This is a genomic window from Aminipila sp. (assembly GCF_032051575.1).
Classification (GTDB): Bacteria; Bacillota; Clostridia; order Peptostreptococcales; family Anaerovoracaceae; genus Aminipila.
Window position 1 is genome coordinate 122,938 of the sequence record NZ_DAMBYD010000005.1, and the last position, 24,454, is coordinate 147,391.

Annotated in this window: 21 protein-coding genes; 2 read left to right on the forward strand and 19 right to left on the reverse strand. The window is 32.1% G+C overall.

Features of this window, described 5'->3' with window-relative positions; all coding sequences use genetic code 11:
* Positions 1–17: 17 nt before the first annotated feature.
* The 9 genes from RTW14_RS08190 to RTW14_RS08230 form a co-directional block, all read right to left on the reverse strand.
* Positions 18–209: a helix-turn-helix domain-containing protein gene (locus tag RTW14_RS08190; protein ID WP_312649302.1), complete on the reverse strand. Its 192-nt coding sequence runs from the start codon at positions 207–209 to the stop codon at positions 18–20.
* Between the two features lie 522 nt (positions 210–731).
* The gene (locus tag RTW14_RS08195; RefSeq protein ID WP_312649305.1) at positions 732–2,915 is read right to left on the reverse strand and encodes an SEC-C metal-binding domain-containing protein; all 2,184 of its coding nucleotides are present in this window, start codon (positions 2,913–2,915) and stop codon (positions 732–734) included.
* Between the two features lie 209 nt (positions 2,916–3,124).
* On the reverse strand, positions 3,125–3,592 hold the full coding sequence (locus tag RTW14_RS08200) for a DUF2691 family protein (RefSeq protein WP_312649307.1): 468 nt from the start codon (positions 3,590–3,592) through the stop codon (positions 3,125–3,127).
* 211 nt (positions 3,593–3,803) lie between these two features.
* The gene (locus RTW14_RS08205) at positions 3,804–4,607 is read right to left on the reverse strand and encodes a hypothetical protein (RefSeq protein ID WP_312649309.1); all 804 of its coding nucleotides are present in this window, start codon (positions 4,605–4,607) and stop codon (positions 3,804–3,806) included.
* A 131-nt stretch (positions 4,608–4,738) separates the two neighbouring features.
* Positions 4,739–5,263: a hypothetical protein gene (locus tag RTW14_RS08210; protein ID WP_312649311.1), complete on the reverse strand. Its 525-nt coding sequence runs from the start codon at positions 5,261–5,263 to the stop codon at positions 4,739–4,741.
* A gap of 44 nt (positions 5,264–5,307) precedes the next feature.
* Positions 5,308–6,045, reverse strand: coding sequence for a DUF429 domain-containing protein (locus tag RTW14_RS08215; RefSeq protein ID WP_312649313.1), 738 nt, complete (start codon positions 6,043–6,045; stop codon positions 5,308–5,310).
* A 70-nt stretch (positions 6,046–6,115) separates the two neighbouring features.
* A complete protein-coding gene (locus RTW14_RS08220) occupies positions 6,116–7,138 on the reverse strand; it encodes a protein NO VEIN domain-containing protein (protein WP_312649315.1) in 1,023 nt (340 codons plus the stop codon).
* Between the two features lie 179 nt (positions 7,139–7,317).
* Positions 7,318–8,154, reverse strand: coding sequence for a restriction endonuclease (locus RTW14_RS08225; RefSeq protein ID WP_312649318.1), 837 nt, complete (start codon positions 8,152–8,154; stop codon positions 7,318–7,320).
* A 267-nt stretch (positions 8,155–8,421) separates the two neighbouring features.
* Positions 8,422–10,623 carry an AAA family ATPase gene (locus RTW14_RS08230; RefSeq protein ID WP_312649320.1) on the reverse strand — a complete coding sequence of 734 codons (2,202 nt, stop codon included), beginning with the start codon at positions 10,621–10,623 and terminating at the stop codon, positions 8,422–8,424.
* A gap of 596 nt (positions 10,624–11,219) precedes the next feature.
* Between RTW14_RS08230 and RTW14_RS08235 the strand changes: the two genes are divergently transcribed.
* Entirely contained in the window at positions 11,220–11,807 is a 588-nt protein-coding gene (locus tag RTW14_RS08235) for a nuclease-related domain-containing protein (RefSeq protein ID WP_312649327.1), read from the forward strand.
* A 358-nt stretch (positions 11,808–12,165) separates the two neighbouring features.
* On the opposite strand, the gene RTW14_RS18665 is transcribed toward RTW14_RS08235, so the two are convergent.
* The 9 genes from RTW14_RS18665 to RTW14_RS08285 form a co-directional block, all read right to left on the reverse strand.
* Positions 12,166–12,582, reverse strand: a complete 417-nt coding sequence (locus RTW14_RS18665) for a peptidoglycan-binding protein (protein ID WP_331654420.1) — start codon at positions 12,580–12,582, stop codon at positions 12,166–12,168.
* Positions 12,583–13,004: 422 nt separating this feature from the next.
* Positions 13,005–13,346: an ArsR/SmtB family transcription factor gene (locus RTW14_RS08250; RefSeq protein ID WP_312649330.1), complete on the reverse strand. Its 342-nt coding sequence runs from the start codon at positions 13,344–13,346 to the stop codon at positions 13,005–13,007.
* Positions 13,347–13,513: 167 nt separating this feature from the next.
* Positions 13,514–13,756 carry a thioredoxin family protein gene (locus tag RTW14_RS08255; RefSeq protein ID WP_312649332.1) on the reverse strand — a complete coding sequence of 81 codons (243 nt, stop codon included), beginning with the start codon at positions 13,754–13,756 and terminating at the stop codon, positions 13,514–13,516.
* Positions 13,757–13,846: 90 nt separating this feature from the next.
* The gene (locus RTW14_RS08260) at positions 13,847–14,857 is read right to left on the reverse strand and encodes a permease (protein ID WP_312649335.1); all 1,011 of its coding nucleotides are present in this window, start codon (positions 14,855–14,857) and stop codon (positions 13,847–13,849) included.
* A 325-nt stretch (positions 14,858–15,182) separates the two neighbouring features.
* A complete protein-coding gene (locus RTW14_RS08265) occupies positions 15,183–16,040 on the reverse strand; it encodes an ArsA-related P-loop ATPase (protein ID WP_331654426.1) in 858 nt (285 codons plus the stop codon).
* Between the two features lie 405 nt (positions 16,041–16,445).
* Entirely contained in the window at positions 16,446–16,985 is a 540-nt protein-coding gene (locus RTW14_RS08270) for a rubrerythrin family protein (protein ID WP_312649338.1), read from the reverse strand.
* A gap of 106 nt (positions 16,986–17,091) precedes the next feature.
* Entirely contained in the window at positions 17,092–18,279 is a 1,188-nt protein-coding gene (locus RTW14_RS08275) for a hypothetical protein (protein WP_312649340.1), read from the reverse strand.
* Positions 18,272–20,773, reverse strand: a complete 2,502-nt coding sequence (locus tag RTW14_RS08280; RefSeq protein ID WP_312649348.1) for a DUF2339 domain-containing protein — start codon at positions 20,771–20,773, stop codon at positions 18,272–18,274. Before RTW14_RS08280 ends, RTW14_RS08275 begins: the two co-directional genes overlap by 8 nt.
* Before the next feature lie 274 nt (positions 20,774–21,047).
* Positions 21,048–21,872 carry a MerR family transcriptional regulator gene (locus RTW14_RS08285; protein ID WP_312649356.1) on the reverse strand — a complete coding sequence of 275 codons (825 nt, stop codon included), beginning with the start codon at positions 21,870–21,872 and terminating at the stop codon, positions 21,048–21,050.
* Positions 21,873–22,088: 216 nt separating this feature from the next.
* Between RTW14_RS08285 and RTW14_RS08290 the strand changes: the two genes are divergently transcribed.
* Positions 22,089–23,360 carry a RidA family protein gene (locus RTW14_RS08290; RefSeq protein ID WP_312649380.1) on the forward strand — a complete coding sequence of 424 codons (1,272 nt, stop codon included), beginning with the start codon at positions 22,089–22,091 and terminating at the stop codon, positions 23,358–23,360.
* Positions 23,361–23,487: 127 nt separating this feature from the next.
* Here RTW14_RS08290 and RTW14_RS08295 read toward each other — a convergent pair whose 3' ends face one another.
* On the reverse strand, positions 23,488–24,375 hold the full coding sequence (locus RTW14_RS08295; protein WP_312649383.1) for a multicopper oxidase family protein: 888 nt from the start codon (positions 24,373–24,375) through the stop codon (positions 23,488–23,490).
* Positions 24,376–24,454 lie beyond the last annotated feature (79 nt).

Below are 24,454 nucleotides of genomic sequence, written 5' to 3' on the forward strand. Positions count from 1 at the left end.
CTCACCATATCCCATTTTTATAAAGCGCTCTTACCGCTATTGACCCACTCATCCAATTCAGAACGTTTAAACTTCCACAGTTTTCCGATCTTGTGAGCTGGGATATGCTCGTCTTTCTTTATCCAATTTCTTAAAGTTACTGTTTTTATTCCTAAATATTCAGCAGCTTCATCTATGCTAATGTAGTTGTCTTTCAAATTTTCGGACATTCTTTACACCTCACACGCCGTTAATCGATGGTTACATTTTTACCTTTAACATTATACCGTACATTCGTTCTGAATACAAGCATTTTGATGATATTTGATGATATTTAATTATATTTACACCATTAATAAATGATTAGTTTATTGTTTTTTTGATTTGTCATATTTGTGTTAATTTTCCTTCTTCACAAGCAATTTCATAGTTACTACCTATATTAAATCTGCACTCTTCCAACAACTTACCTTGAGTCGAAGGTAGTAGCGTTACTTTTATTCTATTTAAATTTTAATGCCCTTATGATTTCATCAAGTCTCATTAAAAAAGCACCTTAAACATTTGTCTAAAGCACTTTTTTCTTCTTAATACTTAATTATACATATTTTAAATATTCGTCTTTTGTATATACCTTTTTTTTATTAAATAGTTTAATTTATTAGATAGGAGTCTTAAAAGTTTAATATACCATTACATTTATCATATTTTTATATTTTTTACTTAATATTATCCATGAAATTACTTTTTGTTTATTTACCACAACACTTTTTATACTTTACTCCACTCCCACAAGAACATGGATCATTCCTTCCAATTTTCACTTTGGAGTGGTTTTTAGCAACAGGTAGATTATCATAAGGATTTCTAGTAAAAATATAATGGAAAAAAAATAAATTGTTATCTTCTTTTTTAAATTTTAATATTGGCCTTAATTCTTTGTCAAATGCATTACCATACATTTTAACAGCAATTGGATTTTCTAAGAATTCTTTAAACTCTTGGACAGTTGGATATGTTTTTTCCCAAAGTCTATGTGATCCTATTTTTTTAGCTTTTTCGCCTACCATAATTGTATTAACTGTAGGATCTAAAAAAAATTTTATTAAAGATGACGAATCAACAATTTTCACCCCATCTTTTACAATACTCGTAAAATCGTAAATATTCGTGCAAACTAATTTTATTATTTTATCTTCTTCGTAAGGGGCCTCAGGTAGTTCAAAACTACATAATTCTTTAACCCTTTGCCAATCTTTTTTCAATACGTTAACACGCCTATTCACCTGATTTATCCCATAGTATATGGTATCTTCACAAGCGGCCTTTGTTTTATCAGAATCAGGTCTCATAAGGTGTTTAAATTCTATTAATAATAGATGGTCTTCAAATACACCTAAAAAATCATACTCAACCTCTTTATCGTCAAATGCTTGAAATTTAATAGGATTTGAATTAACTTGTATGTATGGATTAAGAGATAATATATTTCTTAAATCTTTTTCAAATGCTAGACCTTTCTTAGCAAGTTTAACATTATATGCGACTAGATTTTTCTCAATAATTCTAATTACATTCATTTGCATAATTAACATTGGGCAGAAAACTATTTTATTTTTACCAATATAAATTAAGGGTTGAGAGAATAAATCTAATTTAGGTTTAGGTGAAAATATAAATAAATTAATAATTTTTTCTGCATCTGCTATTGAAAAGTTGTACATTTCTGCAAAATGATTAATAATCAAACCTATGTCAATAATAGGTGCTAAGTTTTTGTATAAACTAATATCATCTTGATTAAATTCTAGTAAATAAGCATTTCTGTATATCTGTGCAATAGTCAAAAGATATTCCATGCCCTTTAGAGCATCCGCTACATTAATCCCATTAAAGTTCATTTTCAAATATACACGCTCTAAATGATCTGAGAAAGAATGAATTAGTAATTCGCTTATCCCATTTGCTTCAATAAAATCTTTTTTAGATATAGAAAATATTTTTTCCATATCTAACTTTACTCCAGAAGCTATTTTATCAATTCTTCTAGTGTATTTTTCTAAATTTATTGGTTTTCGTTTTTGAATGTTTGTGAAATCTTGATAAATGTATCGCTCAATTCCAATACATTTTTTTTTATAATCCTCAATTGATTCAGGAGTAAATATATAACTTTTCTCTATACTTTCTTTGGAATCCTTAACTTTCAGTTTCCAATTACTAAATTTAAATTTGCCCCACAAATCTATCAACATGTTTCTATTAACTGAAAGATAAATTATCTCTTCAAAGCCCTCATTCTTATATGGTGTTATATTTTCATGGTTAAAATTTTCATTTGATTCCATACTCTTTCTAGCATTAAAATACAAAAATCTAAACAATGTATCTGCGGCTGAAATCAATGTTTCAAAGTTATCAGATTCTGAGCTTCTTAAACCTTTCATTTTATTGATACTTCGATCTGCTATTTCACTTTCGAGTCCGGTTACATACGGCTTTTTTTTATATTTTGATATTTGTATCTGCTGAGATAATCTATGTTGATCTTCTAAAAAAATACAAAATATTTGTACTTGTTCAGATAATGACATATGGAGATATGCATTTTCCATTAACATTTCATCATTACTAACAGCATTTTTATGTATTACTCTTATTGCATCTACAATTTGAAGTGCTTCTTGAAAGAATCCAATGCACTCAATATTTTCACATCTTTCTATTATTTTTTGTTGTGCTCTTAAAATAGAATCAATAAGAGTTTTTATAATATTATCATTTAAGTCCTTATCAAAAGGCTCAAATAGACTATTACTTAATAATAAATTTTTTCGTAAACTTAAAGGAGATTCTAAATAAATATTAACTAAAATTTCTGAACATTTTTCGATATCGTTTTCAATTAGTGTATTCCTTAATTCTTTTAAACTCATATACTCTCTCCTTAAATAAAAACCCCTCTTAACACTATTTAGAAAAATAGTATCTGTATCAAATTTAACCAATTTGTCTTTAATAATCCGTGATCAATCTCAGGGTATAAAACTTTAAATGATGTCTTACCTTGTTTGGAAATTATAATCATACTCGCCATTCTGATTATAAACATAATGGGAAGCTGATTATGTAAGTTGATTTCAGATTATGACAATCTGCAGATTCCTTCAATTAATTCTTTTTCACTAATATAATTTACATCTTCGTATCCTTTTGATTGAGCATAACTGTACATCATTGATATTAATTGAATATCTTTACTCAAAATAATGACACCAGTGCAATCATATACTGTAAGAAATATTTTGCAGTCACTCTCTATGAATTCTTTGTAATTCGTTATGCGTTGAATAGTCTCACCTTTGTTAAAAGCTATCAATGTAACAAAAATCATATAATACCTATTGCCTTTTGCAATATTATATAATTCATTTCCAGTTAATAGATTATCATTAAACAAAGGCTGATTAATAAATTCGTTATCATGTAATAGATGTATCTCAGCATAATCAATTAACCATTGATAGTCGCTATATGGCAGAGGCTCTAATAAACACGAAAGATAATTCCCGTATTCACTTGGGATTTGAAAACTAACTCCCTTATTTTCCATTTGAATATCTGCCTCTCACTAATAAAATGATATAATTCATCTCATAATGAGAACTATGTATGCTATTATCGCTTATCAAATTATAAATATAATACTTAAAATGGTTAAGCATCAGAAATTTCTATTAATTGATTGTGTTATGTCAATTTCACTCAATAGTATATCATTATTAATCTCTATCAATTCATTGCCTTCTACAGTCCATGTAATCCTAACACATCTTACCAAAATGACGCTTTATACCATTAATTGATATTTTGGCGTCATTGATTGTTAACGTTTCCCCATGATTCATTGTTTTAGAAATAGTCATACTTTTTCCTATTAGCTTTGAATAATCTTTTTTCATATATTGCAATAATTTTTTAAAATCACCTATGAGTTTTTTTGATGATAGGTACGTACTCAATAAATAACCTATACTAACATTCTCAGAAAAGACTACTTCAATATTTTCAGAAGGCCATACATATTTGCTGATACCCCAGTTTACTAGTTGGTTTTCTCTATATTTTCTCCACTCAATAAATTTAGCATCTGTCAAATGATGCTCGTAATTTCTTATACTACTTAAATTATTAAATATTGCTCGAATATTTTCATCAAATTCAGTTAAAGTTACGTAGAATTTATTGTCTTTTTTTGCTTTCTTGTCACATTCATTTCTGAATCTCCAATATGATACCCCTTTAGAAGTTTTGTCTGCAAAAGCATTCAGCAGCAAATTCTTAGGTGTATCCAATTTATCTTCTAACGATTTCAATTCCCAATAATCTATTTTCATAGAATCTAATAAAAGCCCCTTTTTTTCAATAAACATTTCTAGGTCAAATTCTTCTGAACAAATTAACTTTACTGATTTTTCATCAAACTTAGAAAGTGTATACATCTCTAGTTCATTAAAATACATTTCATATTTTCTTAAGTGTTTAATAGTTATTTCAATTAATAAGTTAAGGAATATTATAAAATCTCTGATGTTAGTAAATTCATATTCTTTTGGGTCATTTCCCATATACTTCTCTCCTCGTGCTCTTGTAATTTAACTTGTCATTATTGTAATTTCTAACTTGTCCATGATAAACATAATGGGAAATTCAAATTATTAGTCATTATGTTCATTTCAAGTTAAAAATGATAAAGTTGCTAATCGGAAAATTCTTCTACAAATAATCCTAAATCAGTTATTTCTGGTATCACTTTTTCAATAGAACTACTGCTATGAATTCCAAGTAAATAATCATAGCAAATAAATATCTTTAACTTTCTTGGATAAAATAGCTTTGCCCCAATATCTTCTCTTAAAAGAAGTCTGCAAAATAAATCTATGTCTTGATATTCTAAATTTTCCACAGATTCTATCTTATTATAAAAATTCAATAAATGTTGGCTATATACTATTTTCTGTTTGTCAATCAACTTTAGAAATTTTTCCTGTGAAAAACTTTTTTTAACATCTTTAACTTTGAGAGTTTTAAGGTTATGAAAGTTTAAAATTATATATATAGCTTTAATGTAATTATCCTCCATTTTTAAGTAATCTTCAGCAGAAAATATCTTTCCATTATAGACTTTATCTATATCTGATATAGCTGTCCAATCTTCTCTTAAATATCTTCCTTGATTATCTTTAAACTTAGGATTATATTTTGAAATATTATATTTTTTCATTTAATCACCTATTGCTAGCATTAAACATAATGGGGAGTATAAATTTACTTCTTTACCCAAATCCAGCTCTCTTTTTTAGCTTTCTTAAAATCACTTGGAAAATAGACATTACCATCTAAAAAATCCTTTGCTGCAAGTAAACAAACTGCACTATCTAAAACATCTGCACTTTGTATCATATGTTGCAAATCACACTCAATTTTCATAACCTTTGCCAAATCTCTTAAAATTTCTTCTCTCGCATCGCTCTGACCCTTTTCCTTATATCTACCACTCCGAATTCCATAGGATTGCAAAGTTGCTGCTGGATATACTTCAATTACAGAAATTGTATTTACCTTTTCTGGATTCCATGCCATCTCAATCTTATTTTTCATGGTTAGCTGTAACTCACCGATAATCTTTAATGCAGCGTATGCAGTTCTTGCAATACGATCAGCTCCAACATCAAGTGGCTGTTTTCCCAATTTTTCCTTAATAAATCGATCTGTTTCACGACGGAACAATAAATTGGAGTCTATGTATAATGTTTGTCCCGCTAAATGGTGATTAAGAGAATCCCCTAAGTCTTCCGGCCATCCAAGCGGAGCGTCAATAGCAAGAACGACTTTATCATCTAACTGTATCCAATCCATAATTATTTCAGCAATTGAATTACCGTTTGAACCAAATTTTGTCTCCAACAATGAAATATCACGATTATAATATACTCCCATTGCTAAACCCACTTTTCTAGCATCGGTTGCACAATCTACGCCAATAATCTTAATGATATCTTGCATCTTTATCCCCCTAAAATTCCAATGTAAGCTCTTTTTATCTTTATTAACTTGAACCCTTTTATTTTTGTAATCACCTTGATTCACAACGAGCAGCCACAATTTCCTGGATATTAAGTTGATTGTTATATTGATCAAACCATCCATTCTTCTCATTTATAAAAGAGAAAATATTTATCGTGGGCTTTTCTTTTTGGTCAAGGCAATTCGTTACGACAGCTAATCGATAATATTCTAGGTTTTCGCACATCTTCTGATATTCGTTACGTGACAACATCACAGAGATATATGACTGTGACAAGCCTTTTACCTCAACAAGAAGCTTAATACTCCCATTCGTAAATTCTAAATCCCATCCAGTATTCTCTGATTCTACAGATTTACATACATAATCAAGCGCTTCAAAATACTCTCTTGTCCGTTTGATTGCTACCTCCTCAACCTTTCTTTTTTCTACCAAATCTACCTGGCTTTTGGTATATCTTTTTTGTTCAGAAACTTTAACTTCTAATTTTTGTTTTCTATATTTTGAAATATATTCGGCTACCTTATACCTAAACTCTATTCCAATATCTGAATCAGCATACCAAACATTGGATTGTCCAAAGCCACCCTTTCCTGATGGTATTTCTGGTGTAGCAAGTCTTTCATCTTCGGTCAATAGAACAACATTGCTATTTTCTGCTAATGTGAAGTATCCCACTTGTTTAGAGCCAAAGGGCCAATCTTCTTGGTTAGTCATGATTACACGATCGTCTCCAGAATAAAATTGATAGTTAGAATGAACATTAGCATTCTCATACCAACCTACTATTCTACGTCCTCCTAATGGGTGCCTAGCGACAAAAACACATACCACGTTTTTAATGACATCACTATCAAATTCCTGTTCCAAATTGATACGTTTTAAGGCAAGCTTACCACTTTTGGTCATAACATACCCATAATTCATTCCATTACTATCTCTAAAATTGTATACTTCACCACCAAAACCATGTTTATCTATGTACGCGCCACCATGAATAATTTCATCTGTTCCAATACCATCATAAGACGACATCCAGCCGCCATTAAAAAAAATCATTCTTCTCTTCAAAATTTTCCTCCTTAATTTCAATAAGATAGCTAAATACTTTGGCCTTGATGTTCAGCTAAATGTTCTTTTTTTAATTTACATCTTGTCCTGTGATTAAACATAATGGGAAGTTTAAAATCTGATTAAAAACTATGCCTAATAATTACATTTCTCACAATTTAGATTTCTTTCATTTTCAGTTAAAGTTGAACTTTACATTTTAAATCTTGCTCGAACCTTAATAGTTGAACCCATGGGGCTATAGTTTCATTTTTATGTAATTGAACTAAGTCAAAAAAACTGTTGTAATCATATAACTCGAATGAATCCACAATTTTTTTACTAATTGCTATATTCCGAGAATTTATAGCATCTGGTGAAAAATGATCAGCCGTTGTCACAAAAATACATTTGCTACTCCCAAATAGCATTGTTGCACCCAATAAATCTCTAATTTCTTTAACGCTTTCAGTCTTAGCCGATGTTCTCCTCCTTTTGACTTGTATAATAGTGGGACAGTCTGAATTAACTAATAAAAGGTCGACACCACCGTCATGAGATTTCCCGACTTCAATCACTTCACATGAATAATGCTCTCTAAAAACAGCAGCCACTAATTCTTCCATCTTTTTATCGTTTATATCACAAATTCTATCATAATGGCTTTCTAAATAGTCTCGTAATATTTTAATTGGCACTTGACGAGCCCCTATATTGAATTTTTTTAGTTGAGCATTATAAACATATATTTCCCAATCTTTCCATGAATCCCCATCGTCTAAATGGCTATAATAATAAATTTGCCACCATCCGCAAGTACATTGCCATACTTGTTCAATTAATTCACGCATAGGTCCAAAATTAGTTTTGTAATTTTCTGACATACTCACTTGTTGCATTGCTTGTCTATTACAAAAAGGGCACCATCCAATTTTTTCGTAGAATATTTCATTTCTTTTATTACCACTATTAATCCCATATGAGGTTGTATCTTTTGAAAATTCAGAATAGCTTAATATAATATCTTTATCACACATAATTATCTATTCACTCCTTATTATAACCATTTCTGACATCAGCTTAAAATTTTCATACAACCCGAATTGCACATTATTTCGATTGTAAGCTTTGTCCAACATAAATATAATGGGAATTTTGCTATAGTTATTTGCTTGCTTTGGTTGGCCATTTTTATCTACAGTCTCTACCACGCAGTTCAAAAACTGCACTGCAATTTTTCTATGTTCTGAGCGTTCATATCAACCGATTCCATTGGTATTTTATCCATATAGTCATCCCCTTTTTTACAGACTTTTTATTCTGATGTACAAATCTAAAAGTTCCACTATATCCATATCCAAAAGCGGCTCGTACATAAAGGAATTTAAATGAATATTTTCGGGTGTCATGATGCTGACCTCATTAAGAACAGTAAGTGAATCGGCTGTTCCAAATTGTTTATACCCATTCAGCAACTCTCTGGTCTGATTGGTCATGCCAGCTATCGCTGCTAAAAACTCCAAACTCGTTCCAAAATGATCCTGGTGGTTGGCCCTCCAAGAAATTTGCCCTTGGAATTGATTGATTTGATTCATCATATATTCTTCCGCTTTATGTCGTATCCCCATTGCAAGAACAATTTTGTTTTCAAGCAATGTATCTGCAATGGTGAGTGCATCACAAATGGTATATAGTGAATCCAATACAGAATCTGTTAACTGTACTTCTGGCTGAAAAGCAGTTACACCATCATAAGCTTGGTATAAAGGCAATATCTGCCCAAAAGTAATTGAATGCGAAGTTGTTTTTTCATGAAGCAGTGAGGTTAAAAATAGGAAGTCCTTACCGGTTTGAGAAATATTACGGTCTACTCCAAACTCTACAAGGTTTCTTACAAACGGAATTAAAGCCAATACATTCTTGGTGTTTGGATGTTCTTTCCACCACTTAAACGGCTTATCTTGATAATGCTCCTGATTAATTGTAATGGTTGTTCCGTCCGTATTTGCTGTCAGCTTATTATCCCGTTTCAGATTTAGTCGGTTTGAGACAGTCCGATAAAAATCAAAATTGTGGGATAGAACCAATAAGTAAAACTGATCTTCCTGTGCAAGTTCATATAAGTACTCAATGATAGCGTATTTATTCTTGTAGTCGAACGAATCGGCTATATCATCAAAGATAAGTAGTTTTTCTTGTCCAGATTCCCTAATTTGCTCAATATCAAATATAATGTTCAACAAATAAAGTGCTCTCTTTTCACCTTGACTTAGTGTATCCAGTTCGTCTAGCTTTCCACGATCAATGCATATTGTTCGGTCTCCCTTATTGAACGAAAACTTAACTCTTGGGATGCTTTCTCCGATGATAGAACCCTTTAGGTTAGCAATTTCCATTGTATAGGGAACCGAAAATCGTTTTTTGAAAATATCGAGTGCCTGATTCCACGGTGTATCATCCATAGAAACAGCATCTATTTCATCAGAAAGAGCACGATATTTCTCACAAACATCATCAAATAGTCTCTGATTGTCGTTGATATAAGAAAGCCACAATGACTTCCGGAGCACCGGTAGCTGATCAAGTGCTAGAAACTCAACAATTTCAGGATGTGTCTCTATTGCGTCCTTCAAGGACATCCCTTTAGCATCACTTAGTAAAGTTTCAATTATCTGCAACTCTGGGACTTGACGGATAGCCGTTTCAATCTCAGTGATTTTTCCTCCAAGAGCATCCATATCGCCAATAACATCTGTCCCTGCAAGCACCAGTTGATTACTGCGCACAAAGAAGCAATCCTTTTCCAAGGATTTGCGAATGTCTTTCAGTTTTGGGAGTGTTAGCTGTCCCTTCTCCAAGTAGCCAAACGATTCATAAACACGATCACTGCTTGTAATGAAAGCCTGGATTTGTTCCTGAAAATTCTGTAATTGTATTTTTTTCAGGACAGTGGGGTCAAAAATGGTCGAATAAGCAATGCTTCCGCAATGTAGTGCTCTTTCGGCATTTGATAGTGCGTCAAGATTTAATAAAATACTGGTTTCTTCAAATCCAAAATCCTCAATAATCGCTGCCTCAAGCTCATAAATTGTCTTGCCGCCAGTTGTTTTCTTTATTTTTAATCCTGATAACTTCTCAAGTACCTTCAGTAGTTTGTCACGAGCTTTAAGAACATCACTTAACCGCTCTTTTACAGTATCTTTTACCAGTAGGGAAGTAACATCCGATTCATAAGAGCTTTCAAATGATTTGATAACAAACACGTCATCACTTGTTATGTCTCTTCCATCAATTTTGATCATCATACATCCAACATCTCCAAAAATAGCATCACAAACATCATCAGTCTTGTTGACCTGTATCTTTTGGAATGTTTTAGCAAAAGAGGTCTTCATCAATCCATTTTTTGCATATATAGCGATTACATTATCTCCATGAAAATCAAATTCATGATGCATTTCTTGGATTCCAAAGCAATTTTGTAAATCAACTATTATTTTTTCCATTTTCACCACCAATTTCTTATTGAGTTTCGCATTATTGCTATAACCCGAACCATACCCAACCAAATGTGTACATTTCAGTTATTAACTGCTCAAATTTTATATCCATTTCAAAATTCTTCCTTATTATAAGTATACTTCTTTTTTTCTACTTTTTGGGTTTTTGTTCTTTCCCCTTTTTCGACACATTTCGACGTTGAATATAATTTTTATATCCCTTGATAAATAAAAAATACTGTTTAAAAATACATAATTATAAATCACATATTTTTAAAACAGTACTTTCATCCCCTTTGTCCAATAATTTTATTGTCTACTCTCATTCTGATAAAGTCTTGAATTTAGGATATTACATCTTATAGAGCTCCCTGCCACAATATATTTCAGTTCATATCTTTTCCCTTCTTTTCCAATCATGATCTGATAGTTATATATTAGGATATATTGATATATAAACAATACTCTTCTTAGTTCCTAAATTAATGAACGTTGTACCTTATTATTTAGTAATAATTTTTATAAATACAAAATAATTAATTATGTAAGGAATAATAAATCAATATTCTTTAAGAAATAATTGGTTAAGGAGTCTGTTATAAATGCAAAGTCAATTATCTAAAACATTTAAAGGATGGCTAGGAGAAAAACAAATTGCTTGGTTATTAAATAAACTACCTTCAGATAAATACAAAGTTATAAATTGTATATTATTACGAAATAGATATAGTAAATGTTCTATAACAAACATCGATTCAATAATTATTTCTGAATACGGTATATTTGTTATAGAAATCAAAAATTGGCATGGAACTTTGTTTGGAGATTGTTTTGATGAAATGTGGACCTTAAATAATTTAGAGTTATATAATCCGCTTCGCCAAAATTATTGTCATTCACAATTAATAAAGCAATTATTTAATTTAAATAATGAAGTAATACCTATTATCGTTTTTGTTAATAAGATTAAATTAAACCTTTCTATCAAAGATACTGATATAGTTGTAACTTCTGATAAATTATTAGATACTATTACATCCTTTAAAACTAGACTTATAGATAGTGAAGACCTTACTAAAATAGTGGAAACTATAGAAGAATCCAATATTAATTCTTTTGTTTCCAGAATAAAGCATATTATTGTAGTTAAAAAACATATCAAACAAAAACAAATGATAAACAAATATTGAAACTTTAATTAATGGTATAGCAGCACCAAAATTATCGCAACTTCCCTAATTCTTTTTAAGCAATAATAAATAAGTTAACTATATAAAAAAGTACTAAATTCTATCCTCAAATTTATGATAAAGTACGACTAAATAAAAAAAGTACTAAACCCGAGTATCCTTGCAATTACACTATTGTAAGGCAATTTGAGTTTAGTACTAAAACTTTCAGTTATTAGATGTCAAGTGAACTAATTTTCGTTAATATATACTGTTATGAATTAAATGTTGTTAATAAATGTTTAAAATGAACAAATTTTTGTTTCTTGCTTTATTTTTAGCTATATATCCGTGAAATTGATTCTACACTTTTATTGTATTACTCAATTCCTAATGCTGCTTTGCTTTTAGGCCCAAGTTTACCATCTATATCTAGTCCATAATCTTTCTGAAACGCTTTCAATGCATCTTTAGATTTTGTTCCAAAACTTCCATCGACTGATGAAGTATAATAACCTAAATCTTTAAGTTTTTGTTGAGCAGCTTTTATTATAGCCGTTGAATTACTAGACTTGCTGACAGAAGTTGTAGCATATGGACAGATTCCGTTAGGATGTAGGTGTGGCCCCATACCATGATGATAATGATAATATCCTAACCCTGATACATTATTATAGTCATGATGACCACCGCTGGAATCTGTCCTTCCTGAGTGACCAAATGCTAGTCCAAAACTAGAACAAGTTAGGGCAATTGAGATAATTACCGCTAAAATCGAATTCCTTTTTCTGCTCATTTCAATTTCCTTTCTTTTTAACACACAAAACATCTTATAATTTTATAATACCTCAAAAATAGCAAATTGCAATATATTATCATAAAGCTAAACAACGAGTAACAAATCTAGTATACTCTGAAATGAATTAACAACATTTAATTCATTTGACACAAGTAAGTGAAAAAAGCCGAGAAGTTAATCCGTTGATAGATTACTTCTCGGCTTTTTGTAAAATTCTTGTTTAGTAAAGGATTATTTTAAAGTTATGATTTAATTTTTAGATTCACAACTTGCAATATAAATTTTCTTATTTTGTTCTTTTTAATATAAACTTCTTAAAAGTAAAGGGTATTCCCCCTATTTGTCGTATATATAAGTTACGAAACAAATACATCATCCAGCTGTCTTTAATTTTTCAAACAAAATTAAACTTGTCCAAGTTATTGATTAAAATCATCCATATTTAATCCATCAACAGTAGATAATTCGGATTGATTTTTAAAAGCCTTTTCTAAGATAGGAAATATAAAATGTTCTTTATTTAAAGCGTAAAAATTCCAAACTGCTTCTTGTCGTTTTATCAGCAGCCCATTGTCTGCAAGTATTTTTAAATGATATGAAAGCGCCGATTGTGATGTTTTAAAGTATTCAGTTAGACTGCATACACATTTTTCTTCACTTTCATAAAGATAAAAAAGGATATTAAACCTTAGTTCATCGGACAATGCTTTAAAGCAACTTGTATAATTCGAAAATTGCGTATCTATTTTTACCACCTCCATACATCAATTTTTCTTGATATATTTTATTATATAAGTAATATGGTATTGCTGTCAATGTATAAAAACATGTTCAAACGAAAAAGAGGTGTAAAGATAAAACCCTTACAACCTCTCAATCTATGCAGATTTTCCCTGCCCTCTTATGTTCAGTTTATTAATGATTAAACTTAAGCATTCAGTTCATCCTGAATGTATTCCTTTATTTCAGCCTTACTTGGGACTCTGCCCATGGCCTTTACTTTTTCATTAATAACAACGGCCGGAGCCTTCATAACTCCATATTCCATTATCCTTTGCATATCGCTTACCTTTTCAACAGTTGCGTCTATGCCTAATTCTTTAATGACCTCCTCGGTTGCCTCCTTTAGACCGTAGTCAGAACAGCATGATACTAAGACTTTGATATTCATTTTCTTATCAACCCTTTCCTATTAATATATTTCAAAACCTGTATAACACAGATATTTTGAGTAAATTTTTTTATTCAAAGCACTATTCGATTAAGCAAGAACAAAATTAAACAAATAACCTACAAATGTAATCGTGACTGCCATTATTCCAATAAATACAGCTAGCAGTTTTGGTTTTAAAACTTTACGGAGAATGATCATTTCAGGGAGGCTTAAAGCCGTTACCGCCATCATAAATGCCAGCGCTGTACCAATGGGAACTCCTAACTTTGTGAGTTCACTAACAATAGGAAGAGTGCCTGCCGCATTGGAATAGAGTGGTATTCCAAGAAGAACGGCAATTGGAACTGCGAAAGGATTGCTTCTTCCTGCATAATTAGCGAGCCAGTCACCTGGAGCCCAACCATGTATAGCTGCTCCAATGATCAATCCAATAATAATATATGGCCATATTTTTTTTACCAAATCCAAATCATAAATCCATGCATCTGTAATCCGCTGTTTCCATGAAGGCTTTACTATCTCAACATCACCTAAAGTAATGCCGCATACATCTTCCTCAAGATATTTTTCCATGTTCAATTTACCAATAATGGCTCCTGCAATAATCGCTACAGTTAAACCGGTTGCCATGTATAATAACGCTATCTTCCAGCCAAACAAAGCCCAAAGCATAGTAACCGCTACCTCATTTACCATTGGTGAGGAAATAAGGAATGAGAATGTTACTCCCAAGGGTATTCCTGCTCCAATAAACCCAATAAAGACAGGAACAGCCGAGCAAGAGCAGAAGGGGGTTACAATACCTAGTAGGGCGGCAGCAACATTGCCGATAAATCCCCTGGCTTTTCCTTGCTCCCCTAAAAGTTTTCTTGTTCTTTCCGGAGGGAAAAAGCTTCGTATAATTGATACAATGAATGTTATCGCAATGATCATCAAGAATATTACAATCGTATCAGTGAAGAAGAATTTGATGGATTCAATATAGCGTTCCGAGTCTAAGAATGAATCACTCATACTGAACAGCCCTAAAATCAGTCTTAGAAACGCAGTAACTATGTAGCTTAAGATATTAACTATCCAATTAATTGCTGAGAACACTTGTATCACCCCTTTCTTGTGACATTTTACTGTTATAATTTAATACTGGGTAACCTATTTTTTGCATTACAAAACCCTCCTTAGGATAAGTATTTGAAGTCTAGAACACACATCAAATAGTTTTTATCTATACATCAAAATTATTTGATGTATAGAGTATAACTCTACTATTTTACTATGTCAATATATATATCAAAAATATTTGATATATATATCTTTAAAGCAATAAGCTAGTTTTAATATATATCAATTCTGTTTAATATCGAAAAAAGTAGCCATTTAGGCTACCTTCCTCACTATTTTTTATAAATTATAAAGTCATTATTTATTTTAATAAATCTAAAAGCTTCTTACCTTTAATTTCTTCGTTTCTCCACTGTACTACTGCAAAATTTCCATTAGAGATTTCGTTCACTTTATTTATCCAGATTATTTCATTACTTGCTTTAGCTTTTAGAATATCATTAGTAGTATTAGTGGCTAATAGGCTTGAATTAATAACCCACCACTTACTCTTTATACCTGCACGTTTTAAGTCTTCTTCTAGTCTTTTTGCTTCATAAACTGGTGTTGTTTCTGCTAGAGTTACAATAACCACCTCTGTCTCCTTTTCATTTCTGAGCTTTGGCAGAAGTTTCTTGACGGATTCAGGGATATCTCCTTGGGAACGCTGTATCTCTCTATTATAACTTTCAGTAGAGTCTAATAATAACAAAGTATGAACTGTTGGCGCGGTATCTATAACAACAATTTCATTTTCTGATTTCTCAACTATTTGTGCAAAAGCTCTAAAAACTGCAATTTCTTGTGTACAAGGAGATCTTAGGTCTTCTTTCACATATTCAAGATCTTCTTCACTCATTGTCTCTCCAGCCTTTGATAAAACTTCTTCTTTATACTTTTTTAGTTCTTTTTTCTCATCTATATTACTTATTGTAATACCATAGCTTTCGTCCAAAACAAATTTCAAATGAGTTGCAGGATCAGTAGTTGTAAGATGTACTTTTGCACCTTTATCGGCCAAACCTAAAGCAATAGCAGCTGCTATTGTTGTTTTACCAACACCACCTTTACCCATTGTAAAAATAACCTTTTTATTAGAGCTATATAAATCTTCTATAATGGCTTTTAGTTTAGGTATTTCATTAACTTGTAATTTTTCATCACTAAAACTATTTTTTATCTTCTTAAAAACATCTGTTAACTAAAATTAATTCAAAAAAATCGAACTAATTTGTGTTAATTGAAACACATAAAAAAATATGGATGTTTAAATTTCAACATCCATACTCTGAAACCAATTAACAACATTTAATTCATTTGACAATAGAGAATGTCAGCACATACTATTTAATAACTGAAAATTTTTTTGCCGATTATTTTGTACTTTTTTATGCATGCTTTTATAAAAAAAAGTACTAAATTCAATCTAATCTCTTTCAAATAAAAAATCTGCTCAATTATGAACAGATTTTTGTAGATATAATTTTTAATTTCTATGCTTTACTCTTATGCTTGATATTTTTTGTTTCCTTGCTTATATACAGTATAGGAGATTTTTTATGAACCTAGGACAATTCCTATCGTCCTAATAGTTATTGCAATTTAGTTGATAGAATGCCTGAGGATATCCACAGACAGGACAAAATTCAGGCGCACATTCATCCCAATAAAGATTACCACAGTTTAAACAAACCCAGACCATGCTTTGTTCTTTGCAAAAAACTTGGTCGTTTTCTATATTATATATTAATTGCTTAAATCGGTTATCATGATTGTATTCTATAGATGCTACGCCATCAAATAGTTCTGCAATTTGATTAAACCCTTCTTTACGAGCAGTCTCAGCAAATTCTCGATACATAGTGGTCCATTCATAGTTTTCACCTGTAATTGATTCCTTAAGATTATCTAATGTTGAAGGAATTTCGCCACCATTTAATTGCTTTAACCATATTTCCGCATGTTCACGTTCGTTACTTGATGTCTCATCAAATATGTTACCGATTTGTTCATAACCATCCTCTCTGGCTTTTGATCCATAGATAGCGTATTTTGTACTAGCCTTCCTTTCCCCATCATATGCATTCTTCAGGTTCTGATATGTTTTACTCTGCTTAAAATCCATTTTAAACCTCCCCATCCCAATCAATATTTAATCCTATTATTTTATGATAGAGTTAAGATTTTCGTGCATAGAATGATTACTTAAATTGATGAGCCAATCATCATCTTTATGACTTTGTTTTCTTTACATTTGATAAGATAATCGCACCCAGCAGTACCCCGATAACTACAATCACTACATTGAAAATCCATTTGTAGTCAATAGCTTTTTCAGCTTTTTCATCAGTTGCAATTGTGGTGAATGCTAAAGCATCCATATCCTGTTTTAAAGCCAAATCCTTATAATTAGCGATATCATATTCCGGTGCGGTTTTATCTTTCGAAGCACCATATTCCAAGGTAAAAGAATCACTGTTGCTGCCATCAAAAATAAGCTCGTCTGCATAATAACGAACGATGATATCATCAATCTTGATGGGAGCATCATCGTTGTTTTGAATCATTACCACAAAATTCTCTTCCGTGGAAATCTGCCAATCCATGGGAATTGTAGTATCTTGATATGTTTCACTTCCAAAAGTTAAATGATAAATCTCTTTTGATCCCAACGGGGTCACCAGCATTCTTTTAAACATACTGTCAGATATGATGATGATTTCGGCCAGCTTTAAATTTTTAAGCCCTTTAACAGTAATCTCTGTATTACTCCCCTGTTCATGAACCCTATAATCAGGGTTGATTTCTTTTAAAAAATAATCGGTTTTAGTTTGAGTTTCATTGTATTCTAAATACACTCGCCCGAAAGAAATCTGTTCTACATTATTTGATAATTTAAAACGATAATATGTATACTTTTGTGGTTCCGCAAAAGAAATAGTTGTTTTTATATGATTATCCACACAGTAAAGGGTATCATCCTTTATTTTCTGCCAGTTCTTGTTATCATAACTTCCGTAGATTTCCACGCTCTTTGCAAAGTTGATATTGTTGCTCTCTGCAACAATGGAAGTAGCGATGACATCACTATCCAATGCAGTTTTAAGTTTATAATCAAAATAAAACTCCTTGTTCTTTAAGAAGGAATTAATCAGTTCCATATCATATTGATGGCTTTCGCTCTGCTCTTTCTGATATCCTGTGTTAATAAAATATGGTACCTCTTCCCCTTTATCATTTTTAATCCGAAGATCAGACAAATCCGTATTGGCTGAATGATAGATGGTCGGTAAGAGTCTAACTGATTTATAGGAGTGCTCACCTTTGTTTTCTATCGTTGCCGTGCCAGCGTTGGCCACGACAGTACTTTGGATTATCATCCCCAGCATAAGGGTAAACAGTACTATTTTCTTACTCATTATCAACAATACCCCCTTTGATTTCAAGCCGTTTGCTGAAATATTGATAAACGAAAGAAATAGCGATTAAAGATATGCCAAGGGCAAAATAGGAAACAATTCGGTTACTTTCCGTTAAATCAGAAAGGTCTAGCATAAATAATTTGACCACCGAAAAGATGGATAATCCCAACCCGAACTTTCGTATCAAAGTAAAACGTTTTATAAATCCCAATACAATCCACACAAATGCTGTTACCGCATAAATAATGCTTATAAACATATTGGTGAAGCTCAAATGAAATTGAACCGTAAGGTTCTGTGTGAGAAGAATGACGAAATATCCGGAGACAATCAACGGCAGCCATTCTATACTTAATTTCCTGTCTATAATAGTAGATTTCACCATATCATAAAGGGATACTAAGGAGCAGATTCCTGTTGCAGCAATAACAGCAGCAAGCAAAGCGTATTGGTTGATGGATAGGTTCCCCACCATTTTTATCGGCTCACTTAACGCATTTATGGACAGCAGCCAAATAATACTAAAAAAAGTAATAACAATTGAAATGATTTTTACACCTTGGTCAGACAATATCTTGATTCTTGGCAGGATGAAAGCCATGGCAAAAGATACAACGATAGCAAGCATGCCAGTTAAATAATACTCATTAAAAAACTGGGTACTTATACTTTCTGATAATTTTATATAAATGATATAGAGGCAAAAAATCCAGGTATTCACTAATGAAGCATATTTATAGATGGTTTCAAATCGGCTTGATAAGGCTCTCTTATGTATATATGCACCTAAAACCAGAAGACTCCCTGCTGTAATGGCAAAATATTTATAAGCAAACATACTATCCCAGAAATTTGATGTATCAAAGACCATAAATGCAGCCAAGCAAAATGCACCGATAATGAATCCCCCTTTTTTAAAGGATTTTAAATCATTTAGAATGCCATAAATAACCAGCGCGATTCCTTCTGCCAGCCAACCAAGGGATAACCATACCTTGCCGAATTGAATCGGCACAAGGAGAACCACAAAAGTAAATCCAGTTAAATAAAACAATGCTGCAGCTTTTTTCTCTTCAGCAAGCTTTTTCTCAACAAAAGTTCCGACAAATAGATAGATAAGGGCAAAAATAACAGCAAGTACACCGTTATAGTCTTCAAAATTAAACACATAGAACGTGAAATACATGATAACACTACTTAATAAGGTGTTTATCGCCATCAAAACAATATCCGACTTTTTAAATTTTAGTTGTTGAGTATAACTTGATATCACCGGAATGGCTGTGTAGATACCAAAAGCAAAAACTATGTATAGGATGGTAATGATACCATTCACCGGATTGTCCGCACGGATTGAAATGTTTAAAATTAAATAAAACGTTCCCAAGCTGTTTAGTACCAATCCTATAAAATAGCATGCCGTCCATTTTCGGTGAAATGATAGCGACAGCATGAGCAGGTTTAAGATGATGAAATAAACCATAGCTCCCCAAATAAGCGAAACTCCTCCGGTCACTGAGAAAATAGGCAAATATCCACCCACTAAGGAAAAGGCCGCAATGGTAGCCGAATCATACCGCTTAGATAGTAGGAAGGATACTGAAGTAATCAATATACACAAAATAATGGCGGGATACATGGCTAAAATTCCATACATAAAATAGCTGACGGACATTCCCACATAAAGAATGGCAACTCCCCCTGCGGAGATGCCCATGGAAAAAATATTTGGCTTTTTACGATTGAGAAATTCTCCGGCAACCAACATCCCCCCGCCCAAAACAAAAATAAGAATACATTTTAACATATCAGGCAATTTAAAATAGGTAACCTGTGATGCCGCTATGACACCTATAATTACCAAGAAGATTCCTACTTTATTGATAATATTCTGGCCTATAAACGCTTCCCAATTACTCTTTTTAACGGAAGCTACAATCTGTTCATCCGTGATTTGCTCTGCCTTTAAACGCTCGTACTCTTCTTTATTTTTATACGAGTATGCCCCCTTTTCTTTAGCATACTTTTCTTTGATTTCCGTAACCTTGATATCCAGCAGCCTTTTCAGTTCATCCAGTTTTGCATAGATTTCATCGGTGGTATCTACTCTGTTTTCTTTGAGAATTTCTGCCACATTGTTAATTTTCTTTTTTGAATCGGATTCAAACTGAGAAAGCCGATTGAGCTCCACCTCACACGTGGATTTAAAATAAATATCCAATTTTCTTGAGGACATATTAAGAATAGACATTTTTTCATTATAGATTTGCTGATATAATGCGTTTTTTAACCCTTTATTTTCTTGAGAAACCTCCGTCAGCTTACTTTTAGCACTGGCAAGTGTTTCGTTCAAGGATTTAATCTGTACCTTCATCTCAGCATTTTCCTTGGCCATATCACTGTTGGATAATATTCGGACTTCGTTATGAAGCTTTTCAAGGGTTTCTTTTTGCGTTTCTAAGATACTTTTTATGTTGTTTATTGTTGACAATATAATTTCCCCCTAATTTGTTAGAACAACTACACAGATTCAAATTGTTATCAGTAAAAATTGCCCCGAACTTCCCATAAGTTCTATTAAGTTCGTATAAAATCAACAAACAAAGGTCTTACATTTTTCTGCAATATTCACAACTATTATATATTATAAAGTAAATAATTTCCACTAATTCTAAATGCTTCTTTAAATGAAAAAAGTACTAAATCCGATTTCTCCTACAATTACTCTAATGTAAGGATATTTGGGTTTAATACTAAACTTTCAGTTATTCTAAGCTCTTTTTTATTATAGGAATTTGAATTTCAGAAATGTATTCATTCTCTGAATCGGAAAAATCGTAATCCACTATATTTTTTTCAATGGAGTCTCCTGCAATTTGATATCCATTGTCTTCAATCCATCGTATAAGTAGTTGATAATGTTTCCCCATATCCCTATAGGGCCCTAAAAACGCAATACAAACATACTGGTTTTCAGGAATTATTTTCAATTGCTTGCAAAACTCCGAATCGATGGGCACAATTTCAATAAAATATCTAAATTTATTAAAAATCCCCTTTTCCATATCTTCCTTTGATAATGAGGTATAGATTTGTCCTTCAATAAGCCAGGAACTTATTTTTAAATAATCTTCATTCCTTTTTAAAGTCTGCTTAATTTCATAATCACTTTTAATATTATTCATATCTATAAACTCCCCTGTTCTTTGGGGAATTTTCTTGATAATTATTTGATCCAGCTGTCCCTCTATATTTTCAAAAAGCTCAAGCTTTGTTTGAATTTTCTTTTTGAGGTTTACCAGCTTGTTCATTTTTATATCGATTTCCTCTTCCTTCTTTTTCAGTAAGCAAAGTAGATTGTTTGTATTCTTGTTACCCATGTATTTTTTTATTTCACCCAATGAAATATCAAGATTTTTTAAGAAAAGAATTCTACTTAACTTGAAGAAATTTCTGATGCTGTAGTAGCGATAGTCATTACTCTCATCGTGCTCAGGTTTAATTAGATTGATTTTGTCATAATACCTTAGGGTGTCAGTACTTATATTAAATATTTTTGAAAGCTCTCCAATTAAAAATTTATCTTTCATAAAAATCCCCTTCGTTTCTGTTTAAAATCCTATGTAAGTTAAAGGTTATTATACAGTAGGAATCCTGTATCTGCAATACTTAAGGGTATTATTTCAGTTGGGATAAAAATTTTTTTGACTATAATAAAAATACCTATTGACCTTGGAGTTAGTCAAAGGTTTATGATTCACTTAGATAAATTTGAAAATTCAATTAACAAAAAGGAGAATATTATCATGAGCAACTATAACACAGTATTAGCAAGAAATACCGAAAATGCACCAAAAGGTATCGGTCCATATTCACAAACTGTAGCTTTTTCTCATTACAATAATCTTTCAGCTCAATTACCTATTGAACCAAAAACTGGTAAATTAGTAGCTGGTGGTATAAAAGAGCAGGCTGAACAGTGCTTCAAAAATATCAAAGCAATTGTAGACAGCATCGATCATGTTATGAGCGATATTGTTAGAATCACTATATTCGTAACGAATATTAAGGATATTGACGCTGTAGACGAAGTTTATAAAACATTCTTCCCAACATATAATCCTGCACGGACGACAGTCGCAGTTGCAGCTTTACCTATGGATGCTTTGGTGCAAATTGAAGCACTTGTTTCAAACGGTGAAGGTACAATTCCAAACGCACCACAAGCAGGCGACCTTATAAAACTTACAAATAATACGGAAAATGCACCAACAAGTACCCTATCCACACAAACTGTGTCTTTTTCTCATTACAATAACCTTTCGGCTCAACTACCTATCGATCCCAAAACCGGTAGATTGGTAGCTGGCGGTGTAAAAGAACAGGCTGGACAGTGCTTAAAAAATATTAAAGCAATTTTAGAAAGTATCGACGTTCCTTTTGATGATATTGTTAAAATTACTATCTTCCTTAAAAATCTATCAGATATTGACGCTGTAAACGAAGTTTATACAACATTTTTCCCAGACTCTGCGATTGCCAGAGCTGTAGCTTATGTCCCAGCAAGGACAACAATTGCAGCTTCAGCCTTACCTATGGATGCTTTGGTACAAATGGAAGCAGTAGTGTCACATGGAGATGGCACACCACCACAAGCTGTTGAAGACAGGCATGGACTGGTTATAATAGCACACAATACGGAAAATGCACCAAAGAGTCCTCTATCTACACAAACTGTAGCTTTTTCTCATTACAATAATCTTTCAGCTCAATTACCTTTAGATCCAAAAACTGGTGAAATGGTAGTTGGCAGTGTAAAAGAACAGGCTAAACAGTGCTTAAAAAATATTAAGGCAATTGTTGAAAGTATCGACCATGTTATGGACGATGTGGTTAAAGTGAATATCTGCCTTAAAAATATCGCAGATATGGATGCCGTAGACGAAGTTTATAAAACATTCTTCCCAGGCGGGGTTCCTGCACGAAGAACAGTTGGCGTATCAGCTTTACTTAAAGATGCTTTAGTTCAAATCGATGTAGTTGTAGCAAACGCTGAAGGAACACCTCCAAGAGCATAACAGGCATTTGTTATAAATACAGGCATTAAATCCAAGTTTTAAATCATGTATCTTATCTGTAAGGAAGAGATACAACATATATGAGCCAACATCAAACTCGTATTGAGCTGATGTTGGCTCATCTTAATTATGTACTGTATGTAATGATCGTAGACATTCCACCCAATGGCTTCGTCATGTTGTTGCACATGTGGTGTGGAATATGACAGTGAAATGGCCATATTCCAGGATTATTTGCAGAAAATTCTATATCATATGTTTCGCCAGATGCTACATTTATAGTGTTCTTTATAGGTCTATTTCTAAAAGGAATAGAGTTTCCATCACTAGCCGATACAATAAACTGATGTCCATGTATATGCATTGGGTGGGAATCGTGTGCTATATTGCCCAGCCTAATTCTGACATTTTCACCTAATTCGATATGAATAGGATCCACATAAGGAAAACAGCGTCCGTTCATAGTAAAAAAGTTAAATTCCATGCTATGAGGATCAATTTCATAGCTTCCAGGCTTCACCTCTCCAGCTTTTAAGTCTTTAATCTTAAATTCCTGAAGCATGTAAAAGTAGTCATTGCAGTTTTCTTGATGTGACTCAGTTATAATAAAAGCTCCTCCCAAACCCATCATTTGCTGCATTGAAGAATCAAAATGGGTGTGGTACATATGCGTTCCAGGGGGATTGGTTATTCTAAATTGATAATCAAAGTATTCTCCTGGTCTTATTAGTGGAGAAGGCTCTACATCTGGAACCCCATCCATTTTATTGGGTACGTCAAGTCCATGCCAATGTACACTCGTTGCTTCTGGTAAGTAATTAATAACACGAATCTTTACATAATCACCTGATTTTACTTGAATTGTTGGACCAGGTATACTTCCATTATACCCCCACCCTTTTATAAACAAACCCGGTAATATTTCTTGTTCAACCGGTTCAGCAATTAATTGAAAATATTTTATTCCGTTTTGTAACTTAAAAGGAAGATTGTTAATATTGGGAGTAATTATCATAAAAGCCACCTCTTTCTACTAATCTATAAAAAGAGTCTATGTTTTTAGTGTAACAAAAACATAGACTCTAGCTTTTTAT